The organism is Thiofaba sp. EF100 (assembly GCF_039822285.1).
GTDB lineage: Bacteria > Pseudomonadota > Gammaproteobacteria > Halothiobacillales > Halothiobacillaceae > Thiofaba.
In genome coordinates, this window is sequence record NZ_JBAJEY010000006.1 from 32,176 (window position 1) to 55,150 (window position 22,975).

At 65.7% G+C, this 22,975-nt stretch carries 23 protein-coding genes; 16 read left to right on the plus strand and 7 right to left on the minus strand.

The annotated features are described in order from the left end of the window. Position 1: 1 nt before the first annotated feature. Entirely contained in the window at positions 2–277 is a 276-nt protein-coding gene (locus tag V6D91_RS10315) for a helix-turn-helix domain-containing protein (RefSeq protein WP_347320221.1), read from the minus strand. Between the two features lie 146 nt (positions 278–423). On the opposite strand from V6D91_RS10315, the gene V6D91_RS10320 reads away from it, so the two are divergent. After that, positions 424–1,143: a helix-turn-helix transcriptional regulator gene (locus tag V6D91_RS10320; protein WP_347320223.1), complete on the plus strand. Its 720-nt coding sequence runs from the start codon at positions 424–426 to the stop codon at positions 1,141–1,143. Positions 1,144–1,407: 264 nt separating this feature from the next. Here the strand turns inward: V6D91_RS10320 and accC are convergent, their stop codons facing one another. The 6 genes from accC to cutA all read right to left on the minus strand — a co-directional run bounded on the left by accC (position 1,408) and on the right by cutA (position 6,906). Further along, positions 1,408–2,748 carry an acetyl-CoA carboxylase biotin carboxylase subunit gene (gene accC, locus V6D91_RS10325; protein ID WP_347320225.1) on the minus strand — a complete coding sequence of 447 codons (1,341 nt, stop codon included), beginning with the start codon at positions 2,746–2,748 and terminating at the stop codon, positions 1,408–1,410. Between the two features lie 10 nt (positions 2,749–2,758). Continuing rightward, positions 2,759–3,223 (minus strand): acetyl-CoA carboxylase biotin carboxyl carrier protein, encoded by a 465-nt coding sequence (gene accB / locus V6D91_RS10330; RefSeq protein WP_347320227.1) that lies wholly within the window; start codon positions 3,221–3,223, stop codon positions 2,759–2,761. A 15-nt stretch (positions 3,224–3,238) separates the two neighbouring features. Continuing rightward, on the minus strand, positions 3,239–3,688 hold the full coding sequence (aroQ, locus tag V6D91_RS10335) for a type II 3-dehydroquinate dehydratase (RefSeq protein WP_347320229.1): 450 nt from the start codon (positions 3,686–3,688) through the stop codon (positions 3,239–3,241). A 91-nt stretch (positions 3,689–3,779) separates the two neighbouring features. Next, positions 3,780–4,334, minus strand: a complete 555-nt coding sequence (locus V6D91_RS10340) for a TlpA disulfide reductase family protein (RefSeq protein ID WP_347320231.1) — start codon at positions 4,332–4,334, stop codon at positions 3,780–3,782. Then, a complete protein-coding gene (locus V6D91_RS10345; protein WP_347320233.1) occupies positions 4,331–6,604 on the minus strand; it encodes a protein-disulfide reductase DsbD in 2,274 nt (757 codons plus the stop codon). The genes V6D91_RS10340 and V6D91_RS10345 overlap by 4 nt, the downstream gene beginning before the upstream one ends. Then, complete coding sequence (gene cutA, locus V6D91_RS10350) at positions 6,589–6,906, minus strand: divalent cation tolerance protein CutA (protein ID WP_347320234.1); 318 nt, start codon at positions 6,904–6,906, stop codon at positions 6,589–6,591. The genes V6D91_RS10345 and cutA overlap by 16 nt, the downstream gene beginning before the upstream one ends. Positions 6,907–7,205: 299 nt before the next feature. On the opposite strand from cutA, the gene V6D91_RS10355 reads away from it, so the two are divergent. The 15 genes from V6D91_RS10355 to speD all read left to right on the plus strand — a co-directional run bounded on the left by V6D91_RS10355 (position 7,206) and on the right by speD (position 22,844). Beyond that, entirely contained in the window at positions 7,206–8,540 is a 1,335-nt protein-coding gene (locus V6D91_RS10355; RefSeq protein ID WP_347320235.1) for a diguanylate cyclase, read from the plus strand. Further along, positions 8,527–9,909, plus strand: coding sequence for a diguanylate cyclase (locus V6D91_RS10360; protein WP_347320236.1), 1,383 nt, complete (start codon positions 8,527–8,529; stop codon positions 9,907–9,909). The genes V6D91_RS10355 and V6D91_RS10360 overlap by 14 nt, the downstream gene beginning before the upstream one ends. A gap of 132 nt (positions 9,910–10,041) precedes the next feature. Then, positions 10,042–10,332, plus strand: coding sequence for a co-chaperone GroES (locus V6D91_RS10365; protein ID WP_347320238.1), 291 nt, complete (start codon positions 10,042–10,044; stop codon positions 10,330–10,332). A gap of 46 nt (positions 10,333–10,378) precedes the next feature. Continuing rightward, positions 10,379–12,010, plus strand: a complete 1,632-nt coding sequence (gene groL, locus V6D91_RS10370) for a chaperonin GroEL (RefSeq protein WP_347320240.1) — start codon at positions 10,379–10,381, stop codon at positions 12,008–12,010. A gap of 295 nt (positions 12,011–12,305) precedes the next feature. Further along, complete coding sequence (locus V6D91_RS10375) at positions 12,306–12,608, plus strand: cytochrome c (protein ID WP_347320242.1); 303 nt, start codon at positions 12,306–12,308, stop codon at positions 12,606–12,608. A gap of 138 nt (positions 12,609–12,746) precedes the next feature. Next, positions 12,747–13,439 carry a ribulose-phosphate 3-epimerase gene (gene rpe, locus V6D91_RS10380; RefSeq protein ID WP_347320244.1) on the plus strand — a complete coding sequence of 231 codons (693 nt, stop codon included), beginning with the start codon at positions 12,747–12,749 and terminating at the stop codon, positions 13,437–13,439. Positions 13,440–13,442: 3 nt separating this feature from the next. After that, a complete protein-coding gene (locus V6D91_RS10385) occupies positions 13,443–14,120 on the plus strand; it encodes a phosphoglycolate phosphatase (protein WP_347320246.1) in 678 nt (225 codons plus the stop codon). Between the two features lie 89 nt (positions 14,121–14,209). Further along, positions 14,210–15,685: an anthranilate synthase component I gene (trpE, locus tag V6D91_RS10390; RefSeq protein WP_347320248.1), complete on the plus strand. Its 1,476-nt coding sequence runs from the start codon at positions 14,210–14,212 to the stop codon at positions 15,683–15,685. A 44-nt stretch (positions 15,686–15,729) separates the two neighbouring features. Continuing rightward, complete coding sequence (locus V6D91_RS10395; RefSeq protein WP_347320249.1) at positions 15,730–17,757, plus strand: diguanylate cyclase; 2,028 nt, start codon at positions 15,730–15,732, stop codon at positions 17,755–17,757. Positions 17,758–17,809: 52 nt separating this feature from the next. Then, a complete protein-coding gene (locus tag V6D91_RS10400) occupies positions 17,810–18,415 on the plus strand; it encodes an aminodeoxychorismate/anthranilate synthase component II (RefSeq protein WP_347320398.1) in 606 nt (201 codons plus the stop codon). Then, complete coding sequence (locus V6D91_RS10405; RefSeq protein ID WP_347320251.1) at positions 18,415–19,623, plus strand: multidrug effflux MFS transporter; 1,209 nt, start codon at positions 18,415–18,417, stop codon at positions 19,621–19,623. Before V6D91_RS10400 ends, V6D91_RS10405 begins: the two co-directional genes overlap by 1 nt. 70 nt (positions 19,624–19,693) lie before the next feature. Then, complete coding sequence (trpD, locus tag V6D91_RS10410) at positions 19,694–20,716, plus strand: anthranilate phosphoribosyltransferase (protein ID WP_347320253.1); 1,023 nt, start codon at positions 19,694–19,696, stop codon at positions 20,714–20,716. Next, entirely contained in the window at positions 20,713–21,522 is an 810-nt protein-coding gene (gene trpC / locus V6D91_RS10415; protein WP_347320254.1) for an indole-3-glycerol phosphate synthase TrpC, read from the plus strand. The genes trpD and trpC overlap by 4 nt, the downstream gene beginning before the upstream one ends. 2 nt (positions 21,523–21,524) lie before the next feature. Continuing rightward, complete coding sequence (locus V6D91_RS10420) at positions 21,525–21,941, plus strand: OsmC family protein (RefSeq protein WP_347320256.1); 417 nt, start codon at positions 21,525–21,527, stop codon at positions 21,939–21,941. A gap of 66 nt (positions 21,942–22,007) precedes the next feature. Further along, positions 22,008–22,844 carry an adenosylmethionine decarboxylase gene (gene speD, locus V6D91_RS10425; protein ID WP_347320258.1) on the plus strand — a complete coding sequence of 279 codons (837 nt, stop codon included), beginning with the start codon at positions 22,008–22,010 and terminating at the stop codon, positions 22,842–22,844. The last annotated feature ends 131 nt before the right edge of the window (positions 22,845–22,975 follow it).

The window sequence follows — 22,975 nt, forward strand, 5'->3', positions numbered from 1 at the left end:
GTCATGCCGCCTTGCGCTTTTTTACGTTGCGCGGCTCAACTTCGCGTTTAAACTTGTTTAGATAGCGCGTGGGCCATATCACTTCTGGAGCAACGCCGATCGCCTCAGCAATGATGGCCTCGCCCTTGGGCCACTTGCGCAGCAGCGCCTGATAGAGCGCGGTGCGCGTGGCATATCCACAGTGCCTGGACAGTGATGCCAGGCTCCACCCGTTCTTCTTGAGCGCCGCCAGGATGTCGGCCCTGTGCCAGTCGGTCGTGGTGTGTTCGTGTGCCATGTAAATTTAGACATGCTTGCTATACGTGGCTCAAATATTAGCCTCATAAATGAGTCTTTGCAAGCACCCTAAGGCTTCCAAGTTCATCCTTGATACATCATCTATCAAGAGTGACTTTTTTCTTGTCAATTCAATGAGATGCAAAGATGGAAGATGACCGTGAAACTCGGAAGCAACTTCCAAGTTTGAGATCAGAACTTGGAAGCCGCATCAGAGTCGTTGCGGATTTGATAGGCGATCGATCAGAGGCTGCCATGGCGGCTGGAGTCTCTGTGCCATCCATTCAGCGCTACATAGCCGGCGGCATGCCTCCTTTCGATGCCGTTATCGGTCTTGCCGCTCGGACTGGTGTTAGCCTTGATTGGATTGCTTTTGGCGAAGGCCCGATGATGCGTGCCGAGCCAGCACATGCACCACAAGAAGGCACAGCAAGATGCGATGAGACCTGCAAGGAGGCCTTTGCCATGGTGCCGTACTACGACATCGAGGCAAGCTGCGGGCATGGGATATGGAATCTGGAGGCGAGCATCAGCAGCATGCTGGCCTTTCGCCGCGATTGGCTGAAGAAAGAAGGGCTCGACCCGGATCACCTGGCCGTCATCACCGCCCGCGGTGACAGCATGGAGCCAACCATCCACAGTGGCGACACGCTCCTGATCGACCTGCGCATCACCACGCCACGTCAGGACGGCATCTACGTGATCGAGCAAGATGGCGGACTCGCGGCAAAGCGCATCCAGCGCGCCTTGAACGGCACCTTATACATAAGGAGCGACAACCCAGCTTATCGAGAGCTTGTCATCAATCCAGACGACCACCTCAACATCATCGGCCGCCTCGCCTGGATCGGCCGCCGCGCCCCATGATTTCGTGCAAACTATCGCGCAAAAAAGGCCGGATCACTGCCCGGCCTTGCAAAATGACATTTTCCGCCTGTCAGATCATCCGCGCGCTTTGACACCCATCAAACCCGCACCAGAATGCACTTCATCCCAGATCATCCCACATCACATGCTATGCAAACTATCCCGTGAACTCACACCTTGAGGGGGGATTTTCCCTCACCCCCCGCCCCTCTCCCAGAGGGAGAGGGGGCACCGTTGGGCGGATGGGTAAAGCCGGGATGACGCTTACAGCCCCAGCTTCTTGTGCAGGTAGTGGATGTCCGTCCCGCCCTGCTGAAACGCACCGTCGCTCATCAGCTCGCGGTGCAGTGCGGTGTTGGTCTTGATCCCCTCCACCACCAGTTCGGACAGCGCGCCGCTCATGCGGGCGATGGCCGTGGCGCGGTCCTCGGCGTGGCAGATCAGCTTGCCGATCATCGAATCGTAATAGGGTGGCACGCTGTAACCGGCGTAGATGTGCGAGTCCCAGCGTACGCCCAGGCCCCCGGGGGCGTGGAAGGCGGTGATCTTGCCGGGGCTCGGGACGAAGTTGGTCGGGTCCTCGGCGTTGATGCGGCACTCGATGGCATGACCGCGGATCTGCACGTCCTCCTGACGGATGGACAGGGGAAGGCCGGCGGCGATGCGGATCTGTTCCTTGACGATGTCGACCCCGGTGATCATCTCGGTCACCGGGTGCTCGACCTGCACGCGGGTGTTCATCTCGATGAAGTAGAAGCGCCCGTTCTCGTACAGGAATTCGAAGGTGCCCGCGCCGCGGTAGCCGATGTCGATGCAGGCCTTGGCGCAGCGTTCGCCGATCTCGCGCCGCTCTTCGGCGGTCAGGCCGGGGGCGGGGGCCTCCTCGATCACCTTCTGGTGACGGCGCTGCATGGAGCAGTCGCGCTCGCCCAGGTGGATGGCGTTGCCGTGGGTGTCGGCCAGGACCTGGATCTCGATGTGGCGCGGGTGCTCGAGGAATTTCTCCATGTACACGTTCGGGTTGCCGAACGCGGCCAGGGCCTCGGCGCGGGTCATCTCGATGGCGGAGAGCAGGTGGGCCTCGGTGTGCACCACCCGCATGCCGCGCCCGCCGCCACCGCCGGCGGCCTTGATGATGACCGGGTAGCCCACCTCGCGGCCCAGGCGCAGGTTCTCGTCGGCGTTGTCGCCCAGGGCGCCGTCGGAGCCTGGCACGCAGGGCACGCCGGCGGCCTTCATGGCGTCCTTGGCCGAGACCTTGTCGCCCATCAGGCGGATGTTCTCCGGCTTCGGGCCGATGAAGATGAAGCCGCTCTGCTCCACGCGTTCGGCGAAGTCCGCGTTCTCGGACAGGAAGCCGTAGCCCGGATGGATGGCGACCGCGTCGGTGACCTCGGCGGCGGCGATCAGGGCCGGGATGTTGAGGTAGCTGTCGGCGGACTTGGCCGGACCGATGCAGACCGATTCGTCGGCCAGGCGCACGTGCTTGAGGTCGCGGTCAGCGGTGGAGTGCACCGCCACGGTCTTGATGCCGAGCTCGCGGCAGGCGCGCAGGATGCGCAGCGCGATCTCGCCACGGTTGGCGATGAGGACCTTGTTCAGCATGGCGGACGCCTTACTCGATGATGACGAGCGGCTGGTCGAATTCGACCGGCTGGCCGTTCTCGCACAGGATGGCCTTGACCACGCCGGACTTGTCGGCCTCGATCTGGTTGAACATCTTCATCGCCTCGATGATGCAGACCGTATCGCCCGCCTTGACGTGCTGGCCGACTTCCACGAACGGCTTGGCGTCCGGGGAGGCCGCACGGTAGAACGTGCCGACCATCGGCGACTTGATCACGTGGCCGGACAGTCCTTCCTCGGCTTTGGCGGGCGCTGCGGCCGCAGTCTGCGGGGCGGTCGCTGCGGCCGGGGCCGGCGCGGCCATCGGCGCGCTCATCACCATTTGGGGCATGGCCGGCATGTGGGTCGGCATGCGGCTGATGCGCACGGAGGATTCGCCCTCCTTGACTTCGATCTCGGCGACGCCGGAGCTGTCCAACAGTTCGATCAGTTTCTTGATGGTGCGGATATCCATGAGTCTTGCCTCGGTTCAGTGCGTGGGGCTTGCCAGGCGCGCGAGCGCGGCGCGCAGGGCGAGTTCATACCCTTGCGCGCCCAGGCCGGCAATCACGCCCACGGCGATGTCGGAGAAATAGGAATGATGGCGGAAGGGTTCCCGCGCATGGACGTTCGAAAGATGGACCTCGATGAACGGCAGGCCGGCCGCGAGCAGGGCGTCGCGCAGGGCGACGCTGGTATGGGTGAAGGCGGCCGGGTTGATGATGATGAACCCCGTGCCATCCAGCCGGGCGGCGTGGATGCGCTCGATCAGGACGTGCTCGGCATTGCTCTGCACATGGTCGAGCCGGTGCCCCTCGGCCTCGGCGAAGGCTTGCAGGTCGCGGACGATGTCGTCCAGCGTGGTGCGGCCGTATTTGTCCGGTTCGCGCACGCCCAGCAGGTTGAGGTTGGGCCCATTGAGGAGCAGCAGGTTGGCCATCGGCTCCGTGCCTTGTCTTGAATGGGGGGATTCTGCGGTCAGTGCGAGGAAATGTCCAGAACGGCGGCGAACGGTCAGGAAATGACCATCATCAATGGCGGAGGGCGGGTTCGAGCAGGGCGCGAGCCCTGGCCTCGTCCAGCCGGCCGGCGTGGACCGCGCGGATGACGCCTTCTGCGTCGATCACGACCGAATAGGGCAAAACGGCATGGGCATTGCCGAGCTTGCGGGCGAGCTCGCGCCCCTCGTGGTCGCCCAGCAGGATGGGGAAGGGGAGCGGGTGCTGGGCGAGGAAGGCTTGCACCTCCTCTGCCCCGGCAAGGGCGATGCCGATGACCTGCCCGTTTTTAGGCTGAAGGGCGGCGTGCACTCGGGCGAGCTCGGGGAGCTCCTGCACGCAGGGTGGACACCATGGGGCCCAGAAGTTGACCAGGGTGGTCTTGCCCAGCAGTTGCGCCTGAGAGAGAGGGGTGCCGCCGGTGAGGCTTGGAAGCGTGAAGTCAGGCACGGGGGTACCGATCACCGGGCGGGCCGCCTCGGCGACTACCTTGTGCGCCGCCTGCTCGGGGGTGCGCGGGGTGTCGTCGCCGCAGCCGCCGATAAGCCCGGCGGCGAGCAGGGCAGGCAGGAGGCGATGCCGCATCATGTGCCCAAGGCCCTACGGGCGAGCGGGGCAAACTCGGCGGGCGGTTTGTAGCCGACCACGCGGCTGGCGCGCACCTCCACGCCGTCCTTGGCGAAGAACAGGATGGCGGGCGGGCCGATCAGGCCGAAGCGCTTGAGCAGGGCCTTGTCTTCGGCGCTGTTGCGGGTCACATCGGCCTGCAGCAGGACCGCCCCGGCCACCGCCTGTTGTACGGCAGGATCAGGGAAGGTGTTGTGCTCCATCTCCTTGCAGCTGACGCACCAGTCGGCATAAAAGTCGAGCATCACCGGTTTGCCGGCGGCCCGCGCCTCGGCCAAGGCGCGCTCGAGCGCGGCTTCATCGCTGATGCGCTGGAACACCAGGCCGGCGGGTGCGGCGGCGGCCTGGGCCGTGCCGCCGCCAGCGAGGCCGCGCAGCGGCTGCAACGGGGTGCCCTGCCCGGTGGCCACGCCGACCAGCATCAGCAGGCCCCAGGCGAGCAGGACCAGGCCCAACGCCTTCCACAGCCTTGTCCAGCCGCGTTTTTCCTGGCCGACCGGCTCCATGTGGCCGGTCAGTTCGCGGCTGGCGTGGTAGGTCTGGTAGCTCGGGTGACTCACCGGCTCCAGGGCGCCAAGGTAGATGCCGGAGGCGATGAACAGCATGGCCCACAGGAACAGGGTGACGGCGTCCGGCAGCACGCGCGCGAGCAGCCAGATCGCCACGCCCAGCATGAGCACGCCGAACACCGCCTTGACGGTATCCATCCACGCCCCGGCACGCGGCAGAACCTTGCCGCCCAGGGTGCCGACCGCGATCAGCGGCAGGCCCATGCCGATGGAGAGGGCGAACAGCGCCGCGCCGCCGAGCACGGCGTCGCCGGTCTGGCCGATGTAGATCAGGGCGCCGGCGAGCGGCGGGGCGACGCAGGGGCCGACGATCAGGGCGGAGAGCAGGCCCATGATGGCGACGCCGGTAAAGCTGCCGCTCCGCTGGCGGCCGGAGAGTTCGGAGATCTTGCTCTGCAGGCTGGAGGGCAGCTGCAGTTCGAAGAATCCGAACATCGACAGGGCGAGTCCGACGAAGACCAGGGCGAAGGTGCCGAGGATCCACGGGTTCTGGAATGCGGCCTGCAGGTTGCTGCCGAACAGGCCCGCGAGCACGCCCGCGATGGTGTAGGTGACCGCCATCGCCAGCACGTAGACCAGCGAGAGGACGAAGGCGCGGCGGGTGGTGAGCTGGGTCCCCTGGCCGGCGATGATGCCGGAGAGGATGGGGATCATCGGGAATACACAGGGGGTGAGGGCCAGCCCGAGCCCCGCGAGGAAGAACAGGCCGATGGCGAGCCAGGTGCTGCCGCTCCTGAGCTTCTCGGCGATGGCATCCTGCTCGCTCAGGGCCACGCCGGCCGGCGCCGCGGGGGGCGGCGAGGTGGTGGTTCCCGCGGTGTCTCCCACGGTCAGCTCAACGCGCTGTTCCATCGGCGGGTAGCAGATGCCGGCCTCGGCGCAGCCCTGGTAGGTGACGTTCAGCCCAAGCTTCTGGCCCGCGGCCACACCCTGCACCGGCACGCTGACCTCCAGCACGTTGTGGAAGATGCGCACCTGGCCAAGGAAGGGGTCGTTCTTTTCCTCGCCCGCGGGGATGACCGGCTGCCCAAGGGCACCCTTCGGCTCGATGGCGACGATGGAGAGCTTGTCGCGGTAGAGGTAGTGATGCGGGGCGATGTCCCAGCGCAGGCGTACCGTGGTGCCATCGATCTCGCTGGAGAAGCGGAAGGCCTGCTCGGGGTCGAGTGGCTCGCCCTCGGTGGCGGGCTGGTCACCCTCGATCTGCTTCGCCAGATCCTTCAGGCCCTGGATGCCCGTGGCGGGCAGGGTCAGCTGCACCTGCTGCGCGATCGGCGGGTAGCACACGCCGCCCTCAAAGCAGCCCTGGCTGTGGGCGGTGAGGGTCACGGTCTTGCCGCCCAGATGCTCCCCGGTGAGCTTGAGCGGGATGTCCAGCGCCCCGTGGTAGACCTGCACCTCGCCGAGGAAGGGGTCCTTCACCGGCTCGCCCGGTGGCAGCTCAGCCTGCACGGCTGGGGCGCCTTCGACCTCGAAGCGGATCTTGTCGCGGTACAGCTTGTAGCCCGGGGCGATAGCGAAGTGGCCGACCAGGCGGCTGGCGCTCTCCGCACGGGCGGAGAAGGCGAAGGCCTGCTCGGGCTCGAGCAGTTCGGGGTCGGAGGCCAAGGCGGGGTTGGCAAAGGCCAGCAGGGCCAGAAGGAGGCTCAGGATACGAGGCATGAATCCACCCAGTCGATGTAGTCGCTAGATCCTTCCATGGGAACATACAGGATCTGCGGAAGTTCATACGGATGCCACTCGCGCAGCAGGGTTTCGATGCGCGGGCCGAGCGCGCGGCGTGTCTTCAGGCGCAGTTCACATTCCTCGTCCTCCTGCAGGGTGCCCTGCCAGGGATAGATCGAGGTGAGCGGGGCGCTGACCTGGGCACAGGCGGCGAGGCGTGCCTCCAGCAGGGCGCGGGCGGCCGCCAGGGCCGTAGCGCGATCCGGGAAGGTGCTGATGACGATGCAGTGCGTGGTCATGGAATGCATTGTCCATGATTCGCGGGATGCGTGACCATGGCGAGTCTATTTATCCCCTATAAGCGCACATGTGTCCCATCTGGGGCTGAGCCGGCTGCTTCAATAATCTTTAGAGACAGCCCGAGAACGTAAGCCATGGGTGGCTTGCTCGAGAAGCAATCACGGTAAGTAATTGATTCTATTGGGGGGTATCGGTCATGTGCCGCGACGAGGCGAGTTTCAAAGGGCAGGGGTAGCCCTTTTGAAACAATTTGTAAAGGAGGCATATACTTACCCGAATTTTCCACGGGTTGCAGGGAATGTCGGCCGGTAGCACGCAGAAACCCAAGGCATTGATCGTCGACCCCGGCGGCACTTCGCGCACCATGCTGCGGCGGATGGTGGAGGACGCGGGGCTCGAGGCCAGGATGGCCACCTCCGGGGAGGAGGCGCTGGAACTCGCGCGCGGTGAGGCCATCGACATCGGCCTGGTGGGGTATCGTCTTCCCGACATGACCGGCCTGCAACTGGCCCAGGCCCTCCGCCCCCATGTCGCCAAGGGGGTGCCGCTGCTGCTGGTGACCTCCGATGGCAACGATGCGCTGGTGCAGGAGGCCTTTCGCGCGGGCATCACGGATGTGTTCCAGCGTGCCCGGCTTGGTGACCTGCTAGCCTACCTGCAGGACTTCCTCGGTCGGATGTACTGCCACGACCTGGCGGGGGAGCGCATCCTGCTGGTCGAGGATTCGCGCACCTTCGTGCACATGGTGACTGACATGCTGCAACGCTGTGGCATCGAGGTGGACAGCGTCGGGTCGGTGGCGGAGGCGCGCCGGCTGTTTGCCGAACGGGCCTACCACATGGTGATCACCGACCTCGTGCTCGAGGGTGGGGAGAGCGGCCTGTCCCTGGTGCGTTACCTGCGCCAACATGGCCAGAGCTACATGAAGCTGCCGATCCTGGTCATGACCTCGTTCGACGACCCGACGCGCAAGACTGAGCTGTTCCGCGCCGGGGTGAATGATTATGTCCCCAAGCCGCTGGTCGAGGCCGAGTTTCTTGCGCGAGTGCATAATCTTCTTACCGCCCGCAAGCTGTTCGAGCGGGTCGAGGAGCAGGAGCGGAGGATGCGCGAGCTGGCCACCACCGACCAGCTCACCGGTCTTGGCAATCGGCACCTCTTTTTCGAGCTCGCCACGCGCTATCTCGCCCGCGCGGAGCGCGAGGGACGGGTCCTGTGCATGCTGGTCGCGGACATCGATCACTTCAAGCAGGTCAACGACCAGCACGGCCATGCCCTTGGCGACAGGGTCCTGCGCGCCGTGGGCGATGTGCTGCGCGCATCCTCGCGCAAGGGGGATCTGGTGGCCCGCTTCGGCGGCGAGGAGTTCGTCCTCCTCATGCCCAACTGCGGTGCGGAGGATGCGCTGGCCAAGGCCGAGAAGATCCGCAGGGACTGCGAGCAGCTGGACGCCAGCGGGGTGCGTCTGACGATCAGCATCGGTGTGGCCTGTTTCGATCCCGGGGACCCGGAATCGCTGGACAGCCTGTTCGGTCGCGCCGACAAGGCGCTGTATGACGCCAAGCGCCTGGGAAGGAACCGGGTGATCATGCGCGCCCGACGAATCGAGGAGTCAGTGAATGAGCAAGCATGACGTCATGGTCCAGGGGGCCAGTGAGCCGCAGTCCGGCCCGGACGCCGGCGGAGGGCGTCTGGCCCTGATCATCACCGCGGACATCCAGGCGCGGGACGGGCTGGAGCGCATCTGTCAGCAGGCCGGCTTGCAGTCGCTCGATTGTGTCACGGAGCGCGAGGCGGTGGCCCTAGCGCGCGAGCATCGCATCGACGTCTGCTGCCTGGCCTTCGCGGCCGACGATCCCTCCCTGGCCTCACTGGTGGGCGGGTTGCGCGTCGAACTGCCCGAGGGGGCGCCCCTCCTGTTGCTGACCTCCACCGGTGATGCGACGGAACACGAAGCCCTGTTCACGCTGGGCATCACCGAGGTCATCCCGTCCTCGCAGCCGGAAAAGTTGCTCGCCTACCTCCTCACCCGTGATGCCGAGCGCCGCGATCCGCGTGGCCAGCATATCTACGGCAAGCGCATCCTGCTGGTGGAGGATTCGCGCACCGCGGCCCATGTCATCACCCGTATGCTGATGGCGCACGGGCTGTTGGTGGACTGGGTGAAACGGGCCGAAGAGGCCCTGGAGCGGGTGCGCGTCCGGCGCTATGACCTGCTCATCACGGATCTGGTGCTCGAGGGGGCGATGAGCGGCATGGCCCTGGTCGGCCAGCTGCGTCAGTCCGGTTTTGCGGACTTCAGTCTGCCCATCCTGGCCATGACCGGCTTCGATGATGCCGCGCGCAGGCGTGAGCTGTTCCGCCTGGGGGTGAACGACTACGTCACCAAGCCGGTGGTGGAGGAAGAGCTGCTGGTGCGGGCTCGCAATCTCATCATCGCCACGGGTCTCGCGGCGCGGGTCGAGGCCCAGCGCGCACGCCTCAACCTGCTCGAGGTGACTGATCCGCTGACCGGGCTGCACAACCGGCGCATGCTGTTCTCGCTTGGCGCCAAGTACCTCGCCATGGCGCGTCGCGGCGGCGGGGCGTTCAGCCTGCTCCTGCTGGACCTCGACTGGCTGGGCGACATCAACATCCAGTACGGCCATGAGGCGGGCGACGAAGTACTGCGCTCGGTGGCGGCCACCCTGCTCAAGGGGGTGCGGGAGAGTGACCTCGTGACCCGCGTCGGCGATACACGCTTCGCGCTGGCCCTGCCGCACTGCACCGTCGGCGATGCGCTGCATGTGAGTGAGCGCTTCCGCGCGGCCATCGAAGGCCTGTGGCCGTTCGGCATGCAGGTCACCGCGAGCGTCGGCGTGGCCACCTTCAGCCCGGATATCGACACGGACTTCGATGCGCTTCTGGCTCGCGCCTGTGCGGCGGTCGATCAGGCGCGGACGGAGGGGCGCAACCGCGTGGTGCTGGCTGGCACCCTGCTCCGGCCGGTCGTCGCCGCTTGATCAAAGATCATCCTCGCGGGGTCTTGACCTGCGGGGGGCTGTCCTTATGATTGGCACTCGCCTGCATCGAGTGCTAACAATGCCTCTCGATGCTCAACCACCAACCCAACGTATGCCAAGAGAGTGTGAACCATGAAGATCCGTCCTTTGCATGATCGTGTCCTGATCAAGCGTGTCGAGGAAGAGCTCACCACTGCCAGCGGCATCGTCCTGCCGGGCAGCGCGGCGGAGAAGCCGAACCGCGGTGAAGTGATCGCCGCCGGCCCGGGCAAGAGCAACGACAAGGGCGAGCTTCGTCCGATCGGCGTGAAAGTCGGCGATCAGGTCCTGTTTGGCCAATATGCCGGCACCAAGGTCAAGGTCGACGGCGAAGAGCTGCTGATGATGAGCGAGGACGACATCCTCGCCGTGATCGAGAAGTAATTCCAGACTGCAATCCTCTATTCCCCATTTTTAGGAGTTTCATTCCATGGCAGCCAAAGACGTACGTTTCGGCGCGGATGCCCGCGCCCGCATGGTGAACGGTGTCAACATCCTGGCCAACGCGGTCAAGGTCACCCTCGGCCCGAAGGGCCGCAACGTGGTGCTGGAGAAGTCATTCGGCGCCCCGACCGTAACCAAGGACGGCGTGTCCGTCGCCAAGGAGATCGAGCTCGAGGACAAGTTCGAGAACATGGGCGCGCAGATGGTCAAGGAAGTTTCTTCCCAGACCGCTGACGTGGCCGGTGACGGTACCACCACCGCGACCGTACTGGCCCAGGCCATCGTGCGCGAGGGCATGAAGGCCGTGGCCGCCGGCATGAACCCGATGGACCTCAAGCGTGGCATCGACAAGGCTGTGGCCGCGGCCGTCGAGGAGCTGAAGAAGATCTCCAAGCCCTGCACCGACAACAAGTCCATCGCCCAGGTCGCCACCATCTCCGCCAACTCCGATGAGGCCATCGGCTCCATCATCGCCCAGGCGATGGACAAGGTGGGCAAGGAAGGCGTGATCACCGTCGAGGAAGGCTCGGGCCTTGAGAACGAGCTGGACGTGGTCGAGGGCATGCAGTTCGACCGCGGCTACCTCTCGCCGTACTTCGTCAACGACCAGCAGAACATGCAGGCCGTTCTCGAGAACCCGTACATCCTCATCACCGACAAGAAGGTCTCCAACATCCGTGACCTGCTGCCGGCGCTCGAGGCCGTCGCCAAGGCCGGCCGTCCGATGCTGATCATCGCCGAGGACATCGAGGGCGAGGCCCTGGCCACCCTGGTCATCAACAACATGCGTGGCATCCTCAAGGTCACCGCCGTCAAGGCCCCGGGCTTCGGCGACCGTCGCAAGGCCATGCTCCAGGACATCGCCGTCCTCACCGGTGGTATGGTGGTTTCTGAAGAGGTCGGTTTGACCCTTGAGAAGGTCAGCCTGAACGAAATGGGCCAGGCGAAGAAGGTGGTCGTCACCAAGGACAACACCACCATCGTCGATGGCGCGGGCTCCAAGGATGAGATCGACGGCCGCGTGGCCCAGATCCGTGCCCAGGTCGAGACCACCACCTCCGACTACGACCGCGAGAAGCTCCAGGAGCGCATCGCCAAGCTGGCCGGTGGCGTGGCTGTGATCAAGGTCGGTGCCGCCACCGAGGTCGAGATGAAGGAGAAGAAGGACCGCGTCGACGACGCCCTGCACGCCACCCGTGCGGCGGTCGAGGAAGGCGTGGTTCCGGGCGGTGGTGTGGCCCTGGTGCGCGCGATCAAGGCCATCAAGGGCCTGACCGGCGCCAACCACGACCAGGATGTGGGTATCAGCATCGCCATCCGCGCCATGGAAGAGCCGCTGCGCACCATCGTCTCCAACGCCGGCGATGAGCCCTCCGTGATCCTGAACAAGGTCTCCGAGGGCAGCGGTAACTTCGGTTACAACGCCGCCACCGGCGAATACGGTGACATGATGGAAATGGGCATCCTGGACCCGACCAAGGTCACCCGTTCCGCCCTGCAGAACGCGGCCTCCGTGGCCGGCCTGCTGCTGACCACCGAGTGCATGGTGGCCGAGCTGCCGAAGAAGGAGGCCGCAGCCCCGGCCGCCGGCGGCATGGGCGACATGGGCATGATGTAATCATCCCGGACGTCCTGTCCCTTCCGAGCCCCGCCCCGTGCGGGGCTCTCTATTTGGAGCCCATCCATTGGATGGGCTCCTGCCTTTTTGCCCCATCAGGCCACTTTATGCTGAAATGGATTTAGGGCGCCTCGAAAAACCGTCACGAGCAGGCGGAGTGCAAGGAGCCCCGCAGCGAATCCCCGAGACATATCAAGTCGATAGGCGAGGGGTGAGCGAGGAAGCGACGCAGCAATCCGTCTGCGCAGTAGGTTTTTCGAGGTGCCCTTTATTCATCATGCATGGGGTTGCACGCATGGTACGAAACCTCCTGTTCCTGACCCTTCTCATGCCCGTCGCCGCGCTGGCGGAGGGCAACCTCGAATCAGGCAAGACCCTTTACAAGGCCCACTGCGCCCTCTGCCACGGGGGGCAAGGGCAAGGCGTGCCGCCCATGTTCCCCAACCTCACCTCCAAGTCCAGCGAGGCCTATGCCGCCATGATGCAGAACTACCGCGCAGGTATGGGGCACAAGGTGATGGTGGAGATGGCGAAAAGCCTGAACGAGCAGCAGCTTGAGGATCTTCTGGCCTTCATCGCCACCCTGCCGAGAAAGTAGCGGGTGGCGGAAGCCGCGCAGCCGTACGGATGACCGGCCACGGACGGCCAACTTCTCTTCCCGCACGTACCCAAGGTGAATTCGGGGGGCGGTTGGGGTACATTTGCCCAATCTTTTGACCATTTCCGGAGTCCTCCCATGTCGAAGTTCCTTATCGCCCCGTCCATCCTCTCCGCCAACTTCGCCAAGCTGGGCGAGGAAGTCGATAACGTGCTGGCCGCCGGTGCCGATATCGTTCACTTCGATGTGATGGACAACCACTACGTGCCGAACCTGACCATCGGCCCGCTGGTGTGCGAGGCCCTGCGCAAGCACGGCGTGACCGCGCCGATCGACGTGCATCTGATGGTCAAGCCGGTGGACCGCATCATCCCCGATTTCGCCAAGGCCGGCGCCACCTACATCACCTTCCACCCGGAGGCCTCCGAGCACATCGACCGCACCATCGGTCTGATCAAGGACTCCGGCTGCAAGGCGGGCCTTGTGTTCAACCCGGCGACCCCGCTGGATGTACTGGAGTACACCCTGCCCAAGCTGGATATGGTCCTGCTGATGTCGGTCAACCCGGGCTTCGGTGGTCAGAAGTTCATCCCCTACGTGCTGGACAAGGCCCGCAAGGTCCGCGCCATGATCGACGCGGGCGGCTATGACTGCCGCCTGGAGATCGACGGCGGCGTGGGCCCGGCCAACATCCGCGAGGTGGCCGAGGCCGGCGTGGATACCTTCGTCGCCGGCTCCGCGATCTTCGGCGCCGCCAAGGACAGCGATCCGCACCGCTATGACTCCGTGATCAAGGCCATGCGCGATGAGCTGGCCAAGGTCGGTGGCTAAGGCATGAAGACTTTTGCCCCGAAGATGGTGCTGTTCGACCTGGACGGCACCCTGATCGACAGCGTGCCCGATCTCGCCTACTGCGTGGACGAGATGATGAAGCTCCTCGACATGCCCGTGCGCGGCGAAGCGGCCGTGCGCAACTGGGTCGGTAACGGCGTCGAGCGGCTGGTCGAGCGTGCGCTGACCAACGACCTGAACGGCAAGCCCGATGCGGTCCTGTTTGCTCGGGCCATGCCGATCTTCAATCAGCTGTACCTCGACAACACCTCTGGACGCTCCTTCCTCTTTCCGGGGGTCAAGGAGGGGCTGGAGCACGTGAAGTCCCTGGGCCTGCGCATGGGCTGCGTGACCAACAAGGCCGAGCGCTTCACCGTGCCGCTGCTGAAGGATCTCGGCGTCTTTGATGCGTTCGAGACGGTGATCTCCGGCGACACCCTGCCGGTCAAGAAGCCGGACCCGGGCCCGCTGTTCTACGCCGCCGGCTGGTTCCACTGCGCCCCGCACGAGGCTCTGATGGTGGGGGACTCCATCTCCGATGTGAAGGCCGCGCGCGCCGCGGGGTTCAACATCGTCTGCATGAGCTACGGCTACAACCATGGCGAAGACATCCGCAATTACCATCCGGATGCGGTCATCGACTCCATGGTGGAGCTGAAGGACTTGGTGAAGCCTTCATGAAACGCTTCCGGGAGACCTGGCAGGGGACGCGATGGCGCGGCGCGTGAGCCGCCTGATCCTCCGTCTGCCCGTTTTCCCGAGATTCCGTCATGCGTCCTGAACAGTTCGAACAACTCTGCCGCGAGGGCTACAACCGCATCCCCGTGGTGCGCGAGGTCCTCGCCGATCTCGACACGCCTCTCTCCACCTACCTCAAGCTCGCCAACGCCCCGTACAGCTACCTGTTCGAGTCCGTGCAGGGCGGCGAGAAATGGGGGCGCTACTCCATCATCGGCCTGCCGGCCCGTACCGTGCTCAGGGTGCGCGGTCATGCGGTGACCGTGGAGGAGGAGGGGCGAGTGGTGGAGGAGGCCGAGGTGCGCGACCCGCTGGCCTTCATCGAGGCCTTCCAGAAGCGCTTCCGGGTGCCCGAGCTTGCGGGACTGCCGCGCTTTGCCGGCGGGCTGGTCGGCTATTTCGGCTACGACACCATCCGTTACATCGAACCGCGCCTGGCGGGGGTCGAGAAACCGGATCCCATCCAGGCGCCGGACATCCTGTTCATGCTCTCCGACGAGCTGGTGGTGTTCGACAACCTGCGCGGGCGCATGCAGCTCATTGTCCATGCCCATCCGGGGCAGCTTGCGGCGGCCGAAGCGCGTCTGGATCAGCTTGAGGCGCGCCTGCGCGAGCCGCTGGCCCATCCGCGTCCGGCCCACGCCCCGCGCCAGGTGAGCGAGGCCGACTTCGTCTCCGGGTTCACCGAGGAGGGCTTCAAGCAGGCGGTGCTCAAGGCCAAGGAGTACATCGCCGCCGGGGATGTGATGCAGGTCGTGCTCTCCCAGCGCCTGACCATCCCCTTGACCGCCCGTCCGCTCGACCTCTACCGTGCCCTGCGCGGGCTCAACCCCTCGCCCTACATGTTCCACCTCGACCTGGGGGATATGGCGGTCGTCGGCTCCTCGCCCGAGATCCTCGTGCGCCTGGAGCATGACGAGGTCACCGTGCGCCCCATCGCGGGGACCCGCCGCCGCGGACGCACGGAGGATGAGGATCGCGCCTTCGAGGTCGAACTTTTGGCCGACCCGAAGGAGCGCGCCGAGCATCTGATGCTGATCGACCTCGGCCGCAACGACATTGGCCGGGTGTGCGAGACCGGCAGCGTGCGCCTGACCGAGAAGATGGTCATCGAGCGTTACTCGCACGTCATGCACATCGTTTCCAATGTCACGGGCAGGCTGCGCCCCGGCCTGTCCGCCATGGACGTGCTGCGCGCCACCTTCCCGGCCGGTACCGTGTCTGGCGCCCCCAAGGTGCGGGCGATGGAGATCATCGACGAGCTGGAGCCGGTCAAGCGCGGCGTCTATGCGGGGGCGGTCGGCTACCTCGGCTGGAACGGGGCGATGGACACCGCCATCGCCATCCGCACCGCGGTGATCAAGAACGGCGAGCTGCACATCCAGGCCGGGGCCGGGGTGGTGTACGACTCGGTGCCGGAGCTCGAGTGGAAGGAGACCATGAACAAGGGTCGCGCCATCTTCCGCGCCGTGGCCCTGGCCGAGGCGGGCTTGGCGGCCCCGGATTGAGGCAGGGATCGCCTGAGGCCGGTCTTGCACCGTAAGTCTTCACCATGCAGCTGCGCCTCAAGCTCTTCCTGCTCATCTCGCTGATTGCCCTGGCGCTCGACGTGGTGCTGGTCGTCGTCAACCAGCGCAATGCCGAGCGCAATCTCGAGCAGGCCCTCGCCCTGGAAGGAGAGGCGGTCCGCGCGGCGGTGGAGACTGGCCTGCACGCCAGTCTGACCAACATGCTGCAACTGGCCACCCTCATCGCGGGGGATGAGCGGGTGCAGCAGGCCTATCTGCGCGGCAAGAAAATGGTGGAGGCGGAGGGGGGCGGCCCAGGGGGAGCCGGTGCCGCGCGCGCTCGGGACGAACTCCTGGAGGAGGTGGCGCCGGCCTGGGAGCGCATGCAACGGGATTTCGGCGTGCGGCAGCTGCATTTCCACCTCCCGCCAGGGGCGGTCAGCTTTCTGCGCGTCCATCAGCCTGACCGCTTTGGTGACCGCCTGGATGATGTCCGGCCGCTCGTCGTCGCCACCAACGTCACCCAGCGATCGCATGCCGGTTTCGAACTCGGGCGCGTGGCCTCCGGGTTGCGCGGCGTGGTGCCCGTTTGGGCGCGCGATCCGGTGACGGGGGAGCAGGTGTATGTCGGCGCCATCGAGGCCGGTACCTCCTTCGCCATCCTGTTGCAGCAGCTCAAGCGCGGACATCATCAGGACATCGCCATCCTGCTCAAGCGCGAGTACGTGGACGAGCGGATGTGGCGCGAATTCATCAGCCGTGCCGTCGAGGACGTGCCCTCGGTGTGTGAATGCCTGGTCGAGGCGACCTCCGGCCCCGGCATCTATGAGCTCATGCGCCAGCCGGTCTTTCGCGACCGCTATTCCCCCGCCGAGGGGCTGCAGACCTACCTCGTGCCGGTGGGGGGGCGGATGCTGGCCGTGACCCGCTTTCCCTTGCATGAGTTCGCCCCCGATCCCGACGATCCCCCCAAGGCCGTGGGCGGTTTTGTGACCTGGACGGATGTCAGCGAGCGGGTCCTGGCCCTGGAGCATGACAATTGGCGCAATATCGCGATCGCGGCCGGGGGCTTCCTCATGCTTGAGCTGTTCCTGTTCCTGGGCTTCCGTTATGGTTACCGTCGCCTTGAGGAGACGGTGCGTGAACGGACGCATGCCCTGGACGTTCTCGGGCGCCGGCTGGATGGCATCCTCAATTCGGCGGCTGAGGGGATCCTGGGGCTCGATGGCGGGCTGCGGGTAACGTTCGCCAACCAGGCGGCATCCAGCCTGACGGGGTGGCCGCTGGAGGCGCTGCAGGGGCGAACGCTGGGGGAGCTGATCGACAGGCAACGGCCGCTGGCCGGTCTGGCATCCCTCGATGCGCTGCTTCAGCTCGCCGGGGAGGGGCCGATGATCGAGACCCTGTTCCTGCGCCGCGATGGTACGGCGTTCCCCGCTGAGTGCAGTATCAGCCCGCTGCGGGAAGACGGGATGGCTGGCGTGGTGCTCGTCTTCCGCGACATCAGCGAGCGCAAGGCCCTGGAGGAGCGGATTCGCGAGCTGGCCTACCATGATCCTCTCACCGGCCTGCCGAACCGGGCGCTGCTGGAGGAGAAGATGCATGACGCCATGGCGTGGTCGCATCGTCATCGCACGTCGCTCGTCTTGCTCTACATGGATCTGGACGGTTTCAAGCAGGTCAACGACGTATTGGGGCACGAAGCGGGGGACCGCGTCCTGCGGGAAACGGCGACACGGCTGCGCCAGTGCGTGCGCGAGGTGGATATCCTCAGCCGTCTGGGCGGGGATGAATTCGTGGCGATCCTGCGCGTCGAGCAGGACGATGTGCAGGCGGGGGAAGAGGTCGCGGAACGCATCATCCATGCCCTGCGCCACCCCATGGATCTTGCCGGGGCTCCTGCGGAGATCGGGGTGAGCATCGGCATCGCCGTTTGTCCATGGGATACTGGCGACCTGGATGCCTGCATGCGCCTGGCCGACCAGGCGATGTACGCGGCCAAGCGGGCCGGCAAGAACCGCTGGGTGCGCTATTCCTCCGAACTTGGGCGGGACGAGGTGGTCCCAGCTTGAGGGCCGCAGGGCCCGTGACATGCGCCGGATCATCGCCGGCAGGGGTTTGATGATGCTTTTGATGATCGACAACTACGATTCCTTCACCTACAACCTCGTCCAGTACCTGGGCGAGCTTGGGGCCGAGGTGGAGGTGCATCGCAATGACGCCATCACCCTGGAGGACATCGAGCGCATGGCGCCCAGCCACCTGATGATCTCTCCCGGCCCCTGCAGTCCGAGCGAGGCCGGCATCTCGGTGGCCGCGATCCGCCATTTCGCCGGCAAGCTGCCGATCTTCGGTGTGTGCCTCGGTCACCAGGCCATCGGCCAGGCCTTCGGCGGCAACATCATCCGCGCCAAGCAGATCATGCACGGCAAGACCTCGCAGGTGTTCCACGAGGGCAAGGGCGTGTTCGCCGGCCTGCCGAACCCGTTCGAGGCGACGCGCTACCACTCGCTGGTGATCGAGCGCGAGAGCTTGCCGGAATGCCTCGAGATCACCGCCTGGACCACGAATCCGGACGGCTCGTTCGAGGAGATCATGGGCGTGCAGCACCGCGAATACACCATCGAGGGCGTGCAGTTCCACCCCGAGTCGATCCTGACCGAACATGGTCATGACATGCTGCGCAACTTCCTCGCCATGCGGGGCGGGCGCCGCGCCCAGGCCGCCTGATGCCTGCCCACCGCCCGCCGCATCCGCTGCGGGTGTCTTTCCTCGTGGCGGCGTTGGCGATGCTGGCGCCGTTCACGCTCGACACCTACCTGCCATCCTTCCCAGCGATCGCCGCCGACCTTGGCGCCGGTCCGGCGGACATGCAGCGCACGCTGAGCGACTACCTGTGGGCCTTCGGCGCGATGATGCTGGTCTACGGTCCGTTGTCGGACGCGCTCGGCCGGCGGCGTGTGGTGCTGGTGGCCCTGTTGGGCTACGCCCTGGCTTCATTCGGCTGTGCGCTGGCCGAGGACATCGACACCCTGGTGCTGATGCGCGCGGGGCAGGGGATGGCGGCCGGCGCTGGGATGGTGATCGGCCGCGCCCTGGTGCGTGACTTGTTCGAGGGGGTCGAGGCGCAACGGGTGCTGGCCCATGTCACGCTATTCTTTGCCGTCGCCCCGGGCGTGGCGCCGATCGTCGGCGGTTGGCTGGAGGGCTGGTTCGGCTGGCGGGCGGTGTTCCTGTTCCTTGCCGGGCTCGGGCTGCTGATCCTCGCCCTGCATGCGGCCTGGCTGCCGGAGAGCCTGCCGCGCGAGCGGCGCCAACCGATCCATCCGTGGTCTGTGGCGAAGGCCTACGGGGCGATGCTGCGTCATCCGCCCTTCCTGCTGCTTGCGCTGATGTTCGGCCTCAATTTCGGCGGCTTGTTCCTCTACATCGCCTCCGCCCCGGAGCTGATCTATCGTCACCTCGGTTTCGGTGAACACGATTTCTGGCGCCTGTTCCTGCCGGTGGTGGCCGGCATCGTCGGCGGAAGCTTCCTCGCCGGCCGCTTGGCGCACCGTCTCGCCCCCCGGCGTGCGGCCTCCCTCGGCCTGGCCGTGCTGCTCGGTGCCGCCGTGCTCAACGTGCTGGTCAACCAGGCGGGCGAACCGGGTGCCGTGGCTCTCATCGCGCCGGTGGCGCTGTACGCGCTGGGCATGTCGCTCGCCATGCCCTCGCTCAGCCTGATGGGGCTGGAACTGTTCCCAGCGCGGCGCGGCATGGCCTCGGCGGTGCAGGGCTTCATGCAGATGGGCTCGAATGGCCTGATCGCGGCCTTCGTGGTCGCCGTGCTTTCTGTCAGCACCCTCGCGCTAGCCTGGGGGCAGCTTGCCATCGCGGCGAGCTCCCTCGCCCTGTGGCTGGCGTGGAACCTGCTGCGGGCGCGCGGCCACGCGGGTTGACCCGTCCTCGCGCTGCTTTCAAAATCGGTCCCTTTATCGCGGACCGCCGCCTTCCTATCCAGGATCCTTCATGGACATGACCACCGCCTTCCGCGCGCTGCTCGAGCGGCGCGACCTGCGCCACGACGAAATGGCCGCCGTCATGCGCCTCTTGATGAGCGGTGAGGCCACCCCGGCGCAGATCGGCGGCCTGCTCATCGGGCTCGCGGTCAAGGGGGAGACGGTCGAGGAGGTGGCCGCCGCCGCAGCCGTGATGCGCGAGTTTGCCGCCAAGGTCGAGATCCCTTGCGGACCGCTGGTCGACATCGTCGGTACCGGCGGAGACGGGGCGCACACCTTCAATATCTCCACCGCGAGTTGCTTCGTCCTGGCGGCGGCGGGTGGCAAGGTGGCCAAGCACGGCAACCGCTCGGTCTCCAGCACCACCGGCAGCGCGGACCTGCTCGAGGTGGCGGGCTGCCGCCTGGATGCTCCGTTCGAGGTCATCGCCCGCGCGGTGTGCACGCTTGGTGTCGGTTTCATGTTCGCGCCCCAGCACCACGGCGCCATGCGCCATGTCATCGCCCCGCGTCGCGAGCTGGGTGTGCGTACCCTGTTCAACGTCCTCGGCCCGCTGGCCAACCCGGCCGGAGCGAAGCGCCAGGTGCTCGGTGTGTACAGCGAGCGTTGGCGCCGGCCGCTGGCCGAGGTGCTGCGGGCGCTCGGCAGCGAGCACGCCCTGGTGGTGCATGCCGAAGACGGTCTGGACGAATTCAGCGTGGCCTCGCCGACCCGTGTGAGCGAGCTGAAGGATGGTGTCGTCACCGACTACGTCCTGCGGCCGGAGGATGTCGGCCTCGCCAGCGCCAGTCTGGACACGCTTCGCGTGGCCTCCGCCCACGAGAGCCTGGAGAAGGTGCGTGAGGCCCTGACCGGCCAGCCCGGTCCTGCGCGCGACATCGTGGCCTTCAACGCCGGCGCGGCCATCTATCTTGCTGGCCTTGCGCCCTCTCTTGCGGAGGGTGTGGCGCGCGCGCTCGAGATCCAGACGAGCGGCGCGGCCTGGGAACGCCTTACGGCCTACGCTGCATTCACCCAACAGGCTTTCGCATGAGTAAGAAGCCCGACATCCTCCAGACCATCCTCAAGCGTAAGCGCGAGGAGATCGCCGAGCGCTGCGCGCGCACCCCAGTGCACGAGCTGATCCAGCGCATCGAGGCGCGCGATGATACGCCCCGCGGCTTCCGCGCCGCCCTCGAGGCCCGCATCGCCCGCGGGATGCCTGCGGTGATCGCCGAGGTGAAGAAGGCCAGCCCGAGCAAGGGCGTGCTGCGCGAGGACTTTCAGCCTGCCGAGATCGCCGTAAGCTATGCCCGGGGCGGGGCGGCCTGTCTGTCGGTGCTGACCGACCGCGACTTCTTCCAGGGCAGCGAGGTCTACCTTCAGGAGGCGCGTGCCGCCTGTACGCTTCCGGTGATCCGCAAGGACTTCATCATCGACCCCTACCAGGTCTACGAGGCCCGCGCGATCGGCGCGGACTGCATCCTCTTGATCGTCTCGGCCTTGGATGCCGCCACCCTGCACGAGCTGCACAACCTCGCGCTCGAGCTCGGCATGGACGTGCTGGTCGAGACGCACGACCGCGAGGAGATGGCGCTGGCACTCTCGATCGGGGCGGGGCTTGTCGGTATCAACAACCGTAGCCTGCGTACCTTCGAGGTCAGCCTGGACACCACCCTGAACATGCTCGACATGCTGCCTGCAGGAGTGCTTCTGGTCACCGAGAGCGGTATCCATAACCGCGACGACGTGGCTCTCATGCGCCGCCACGGCGTGCATGCCTTCCTGGTCGGCGAGGCCTTCATGCGTGCCGACGATCCGGGGGCGAAACTTCACCAACTTTTCTTCGAGGAAGCCTGACAATGAAAGCGCGTGTGCAATGGGTCGACGGCATGGCCTTCATGGGCGAAACCGGCAGCGGCCATGCCCTGGTGATGGACGGCGCGCCCGACATCGGCGGCCGCAACATCGGTCCGCGCCCGACCGAGCTGGTCCTGGTGGGCCTCGGCGGCTGCACCTCCATCGACGTGGTGATGATCCTGCAGAAGCAGCGCCAGCCGGTGCGTGACTGCATCGTCGAGGTCACCGCGGAGCGCGCCGAGAGCATCCCCAAGGTGTTCACCAAGATCCACGTGCACTTCATCGTCAAGGGCGCGGGGCTGGACCCGAAGGCGGTCGAGCGGGCGGTGAACCTGTCGGCGGACAAGTACTGTTCGGTCTCGCACATGCTCAACAAGACCGCCGAGATCACGCACGACTTTGAAATTGTTGAGGAATAGGGGGTTCCACCCCGGGGGCGGATGGCCTAGAATCCGCCCCCTTTTTCAACCCCTGTTGACCGGAGGGTGAAGGAATTGGACAAGGGCCTGAAACTGCACGGCTTCAACAACCTGAGCAAGACCCTCAGCTTCTCCATCTACGACATCTGCTACGCCAAGACCCGTCGGCATGTGGACGAGTACATCGCCTACATCGACGAGGTCTACAACGCCGACCGCCTGACTCAGATCCTCACCGACGTCACCGAGATGATCGGTGCGAACATCCTCAACATCGCGCGTCAGGACTACGATCCCCAGGGCGCAAGCGTGACCATCCTGGTGTCTGAGGAGCCAGTCGCGGCGGAGATCCTGAACAAGGAGAACGGCAATGTGGAGGCCCCGGGCCCCCTGGGCGGGACCAAGGTGGCCAGCAGCGTGGTCGGCCATCTCGACAAGAGCCACCTGACCGTCCACACCTACCCGGAGAGCCACCCGGAGAACGGCATCAGCACCTTCCGCGCGGACATCGAGGTCTCGACCTGCGGGCGCATCTCACCGCTGCGCGCGCTGAACTACCTGATCCACAGCTTCGACTCGGACATCGTCACCATCGACTACCGGGTGCGCGGCTTCACCCGCGACGTGCATGGCAAGAAGCACTTCATCGACCACAACATCAACTCGATCCAGAACTTCATGTCCGAGGACACGCGCCGTCGCTACCGCATGATCGACGTCAACGTGTACCAGGAGAACATCTTCCACACCAAGATGCTGCTCAAGGAGTTCGACCTCGACAACTACCTGTTCGGCCACGGGCGCGAGGACTATGCGCCCGAGGAACTGGCGGGAATCGAGCGATCGCTGCGCAAGGAGATGCAGGAGATCTTCTACGGCCGCAATATGCCGGACATGGGGTGAGCCTCCGTCCAGCCTCAGTTTCATGGCCCTCCTCGGAGGGCCTTTCCACATCTGGGGGCCAGGCAGCCCGCATGGCCTGACTGGCACCGCGCAGCGTGTTTTAAGTCGATGATCGGCCCGGGGCGGGCCTT

Coding starts and splice junctions, on each gene's coding strand:
- V6D91_RS10420 (WP_347320256.1), top strand. CDS start 21,525: ATGAAAGCGCGTGTGCAATGGGTCGACGGCATGGCCTTCATGGGCGAA.
- V6D91_RS10340 (WP_347320231.1), bottom strand. CDS start 4,334: ATGATGCGGCATCGCCTCCTGCCTGCCCTGCTCGCCGCCGGGCTTATC.
- V6D91_RS10375 (WP_347320242.1), top strand. CDS start 12,306: ATGGTACGAAACCTCCTGTTCCTGACCCTTCTCATGCCCGTCGCCGCG.
- V6D91_RS10395 (WP_347320249.1), top strand. CDS start 15,730: ATGCAGCTGCGCCTCAAGCTCTTCCTGCTCATCTCGCTGATTGCCCTG.
- V6D91_RS10385 (WP_347320246.1), top strand. CDS start 13,443: ATGAAGACTTTTGCCCCGAAGATGGTGCTGTTCGACCTGGACGGCACC.
- accC (WP_347320225.1), bottom strand. CDS start 2,748: ATGCTGAACAAGGTCCTCATCGCCAACCGTGGCGAGATCGCGCTGCGC.
- V6D91_RS10320 (WP_347320223.1), top strand. CDS start 424: ATGGAAGATGACCGTGAAACTCGGAAGCAACTTCCAAGTTTGAGATCA.
- V6D91_RS10315 (WP_347320221.1), bottom strand. CDS start 277: ATGGCACACGAACACACCACGACCGACTGGCACAGGGCCGACATCCTG.
- V6D91_RS10400 (WP_347320398.1), top strand. CDS start 17,810: ATGCTTTTGATGATCGACAACTACGATTCCTTCACCTACAACCTCGTC.
- groL (WP_347320240.1), top strand. CDS start 10,379: ATGGCAGCCAAAGACGTACGTTTCGGCGCGGATGCCCGCGCCCGCATG.
- V6D91_RS10405 (WP_347320251.1), top strand. CDS start 18,415: ATGCCTGCCCACCGCCCGCCGCATCCGCTGCGGGTGTCTTTCCTCGTG.
- accB (WP_347320227.1), bottom strand. CDS start 3,223: ATGGATATCCGCACCATCAAGAAACTGATCGAACTGTTGGACAGCTCC.
- trpE (WP_347320248.1), top strand. CDS start 14,210: ATGCGTCCTGAACAGTTCGAACAACTCTGCCGCGAGGGCTACAACCGC.
- aroQ (WP_347320229.1), bottom strand. CDS start 3,688: ATGGCCAACCTGCTGCTCCTCAATGGGCCCAACCTCAACCTGCTGGGC.
- trpC (WP_347320254.1), top strand. CDS start 20,713: ATGAGTAAGAAGCCCGACATCCTCCAGACCATCCTCAAGCGTAAGCGC.
- V6D91_RS10355 (WP_347320235.1), top strand. CDS start 7,206: ATGTCGGCCGGTAGCACGCAGAAACCCAAGGCATTGATCGTCGACCCC.
- V6D91_RS10360 (WP_347320236.1), top strand. CDS start 8,527: ATGAGCAAGCATGACGTCATGGTCCAGGGGGCCAGTGAGCCGCAGTCC.
- cutA (WP_347320234.1), bottom strand. CDS start 6,906: ATGACCACGCACTGCATCGTCATCAGCACCTTCCCGGATCGCGCTACG.
- V6D91_RS10345 (WP_347320233.1), bottom strand. CDS start 6,604: ATGCCTCGTATCCTGAGCCTCCTTCTGGCCCTGCTGGCCTTTGCCAAC.
- rpe (WP_347320244.1), top strand. CDS start 12,747: ATGTCGAAGTTCCTTATCGCCCCGTCCATCCTCTCCGCCAACTTCGCC.
- trpD (WP_347320253.1), top strand. CDS start 19,694: ATGGACATGACCACCGCCTTCCGCGCGCTGCTCGAGCGGCGCGACCTG.
- V6D91_RS10365 (WP_347320238.1), top strand. CDS start 10,042: ATGAAGATCCGTCCTTTGCATGATCGTGTCCTGATCAAGCGTGTCGAG.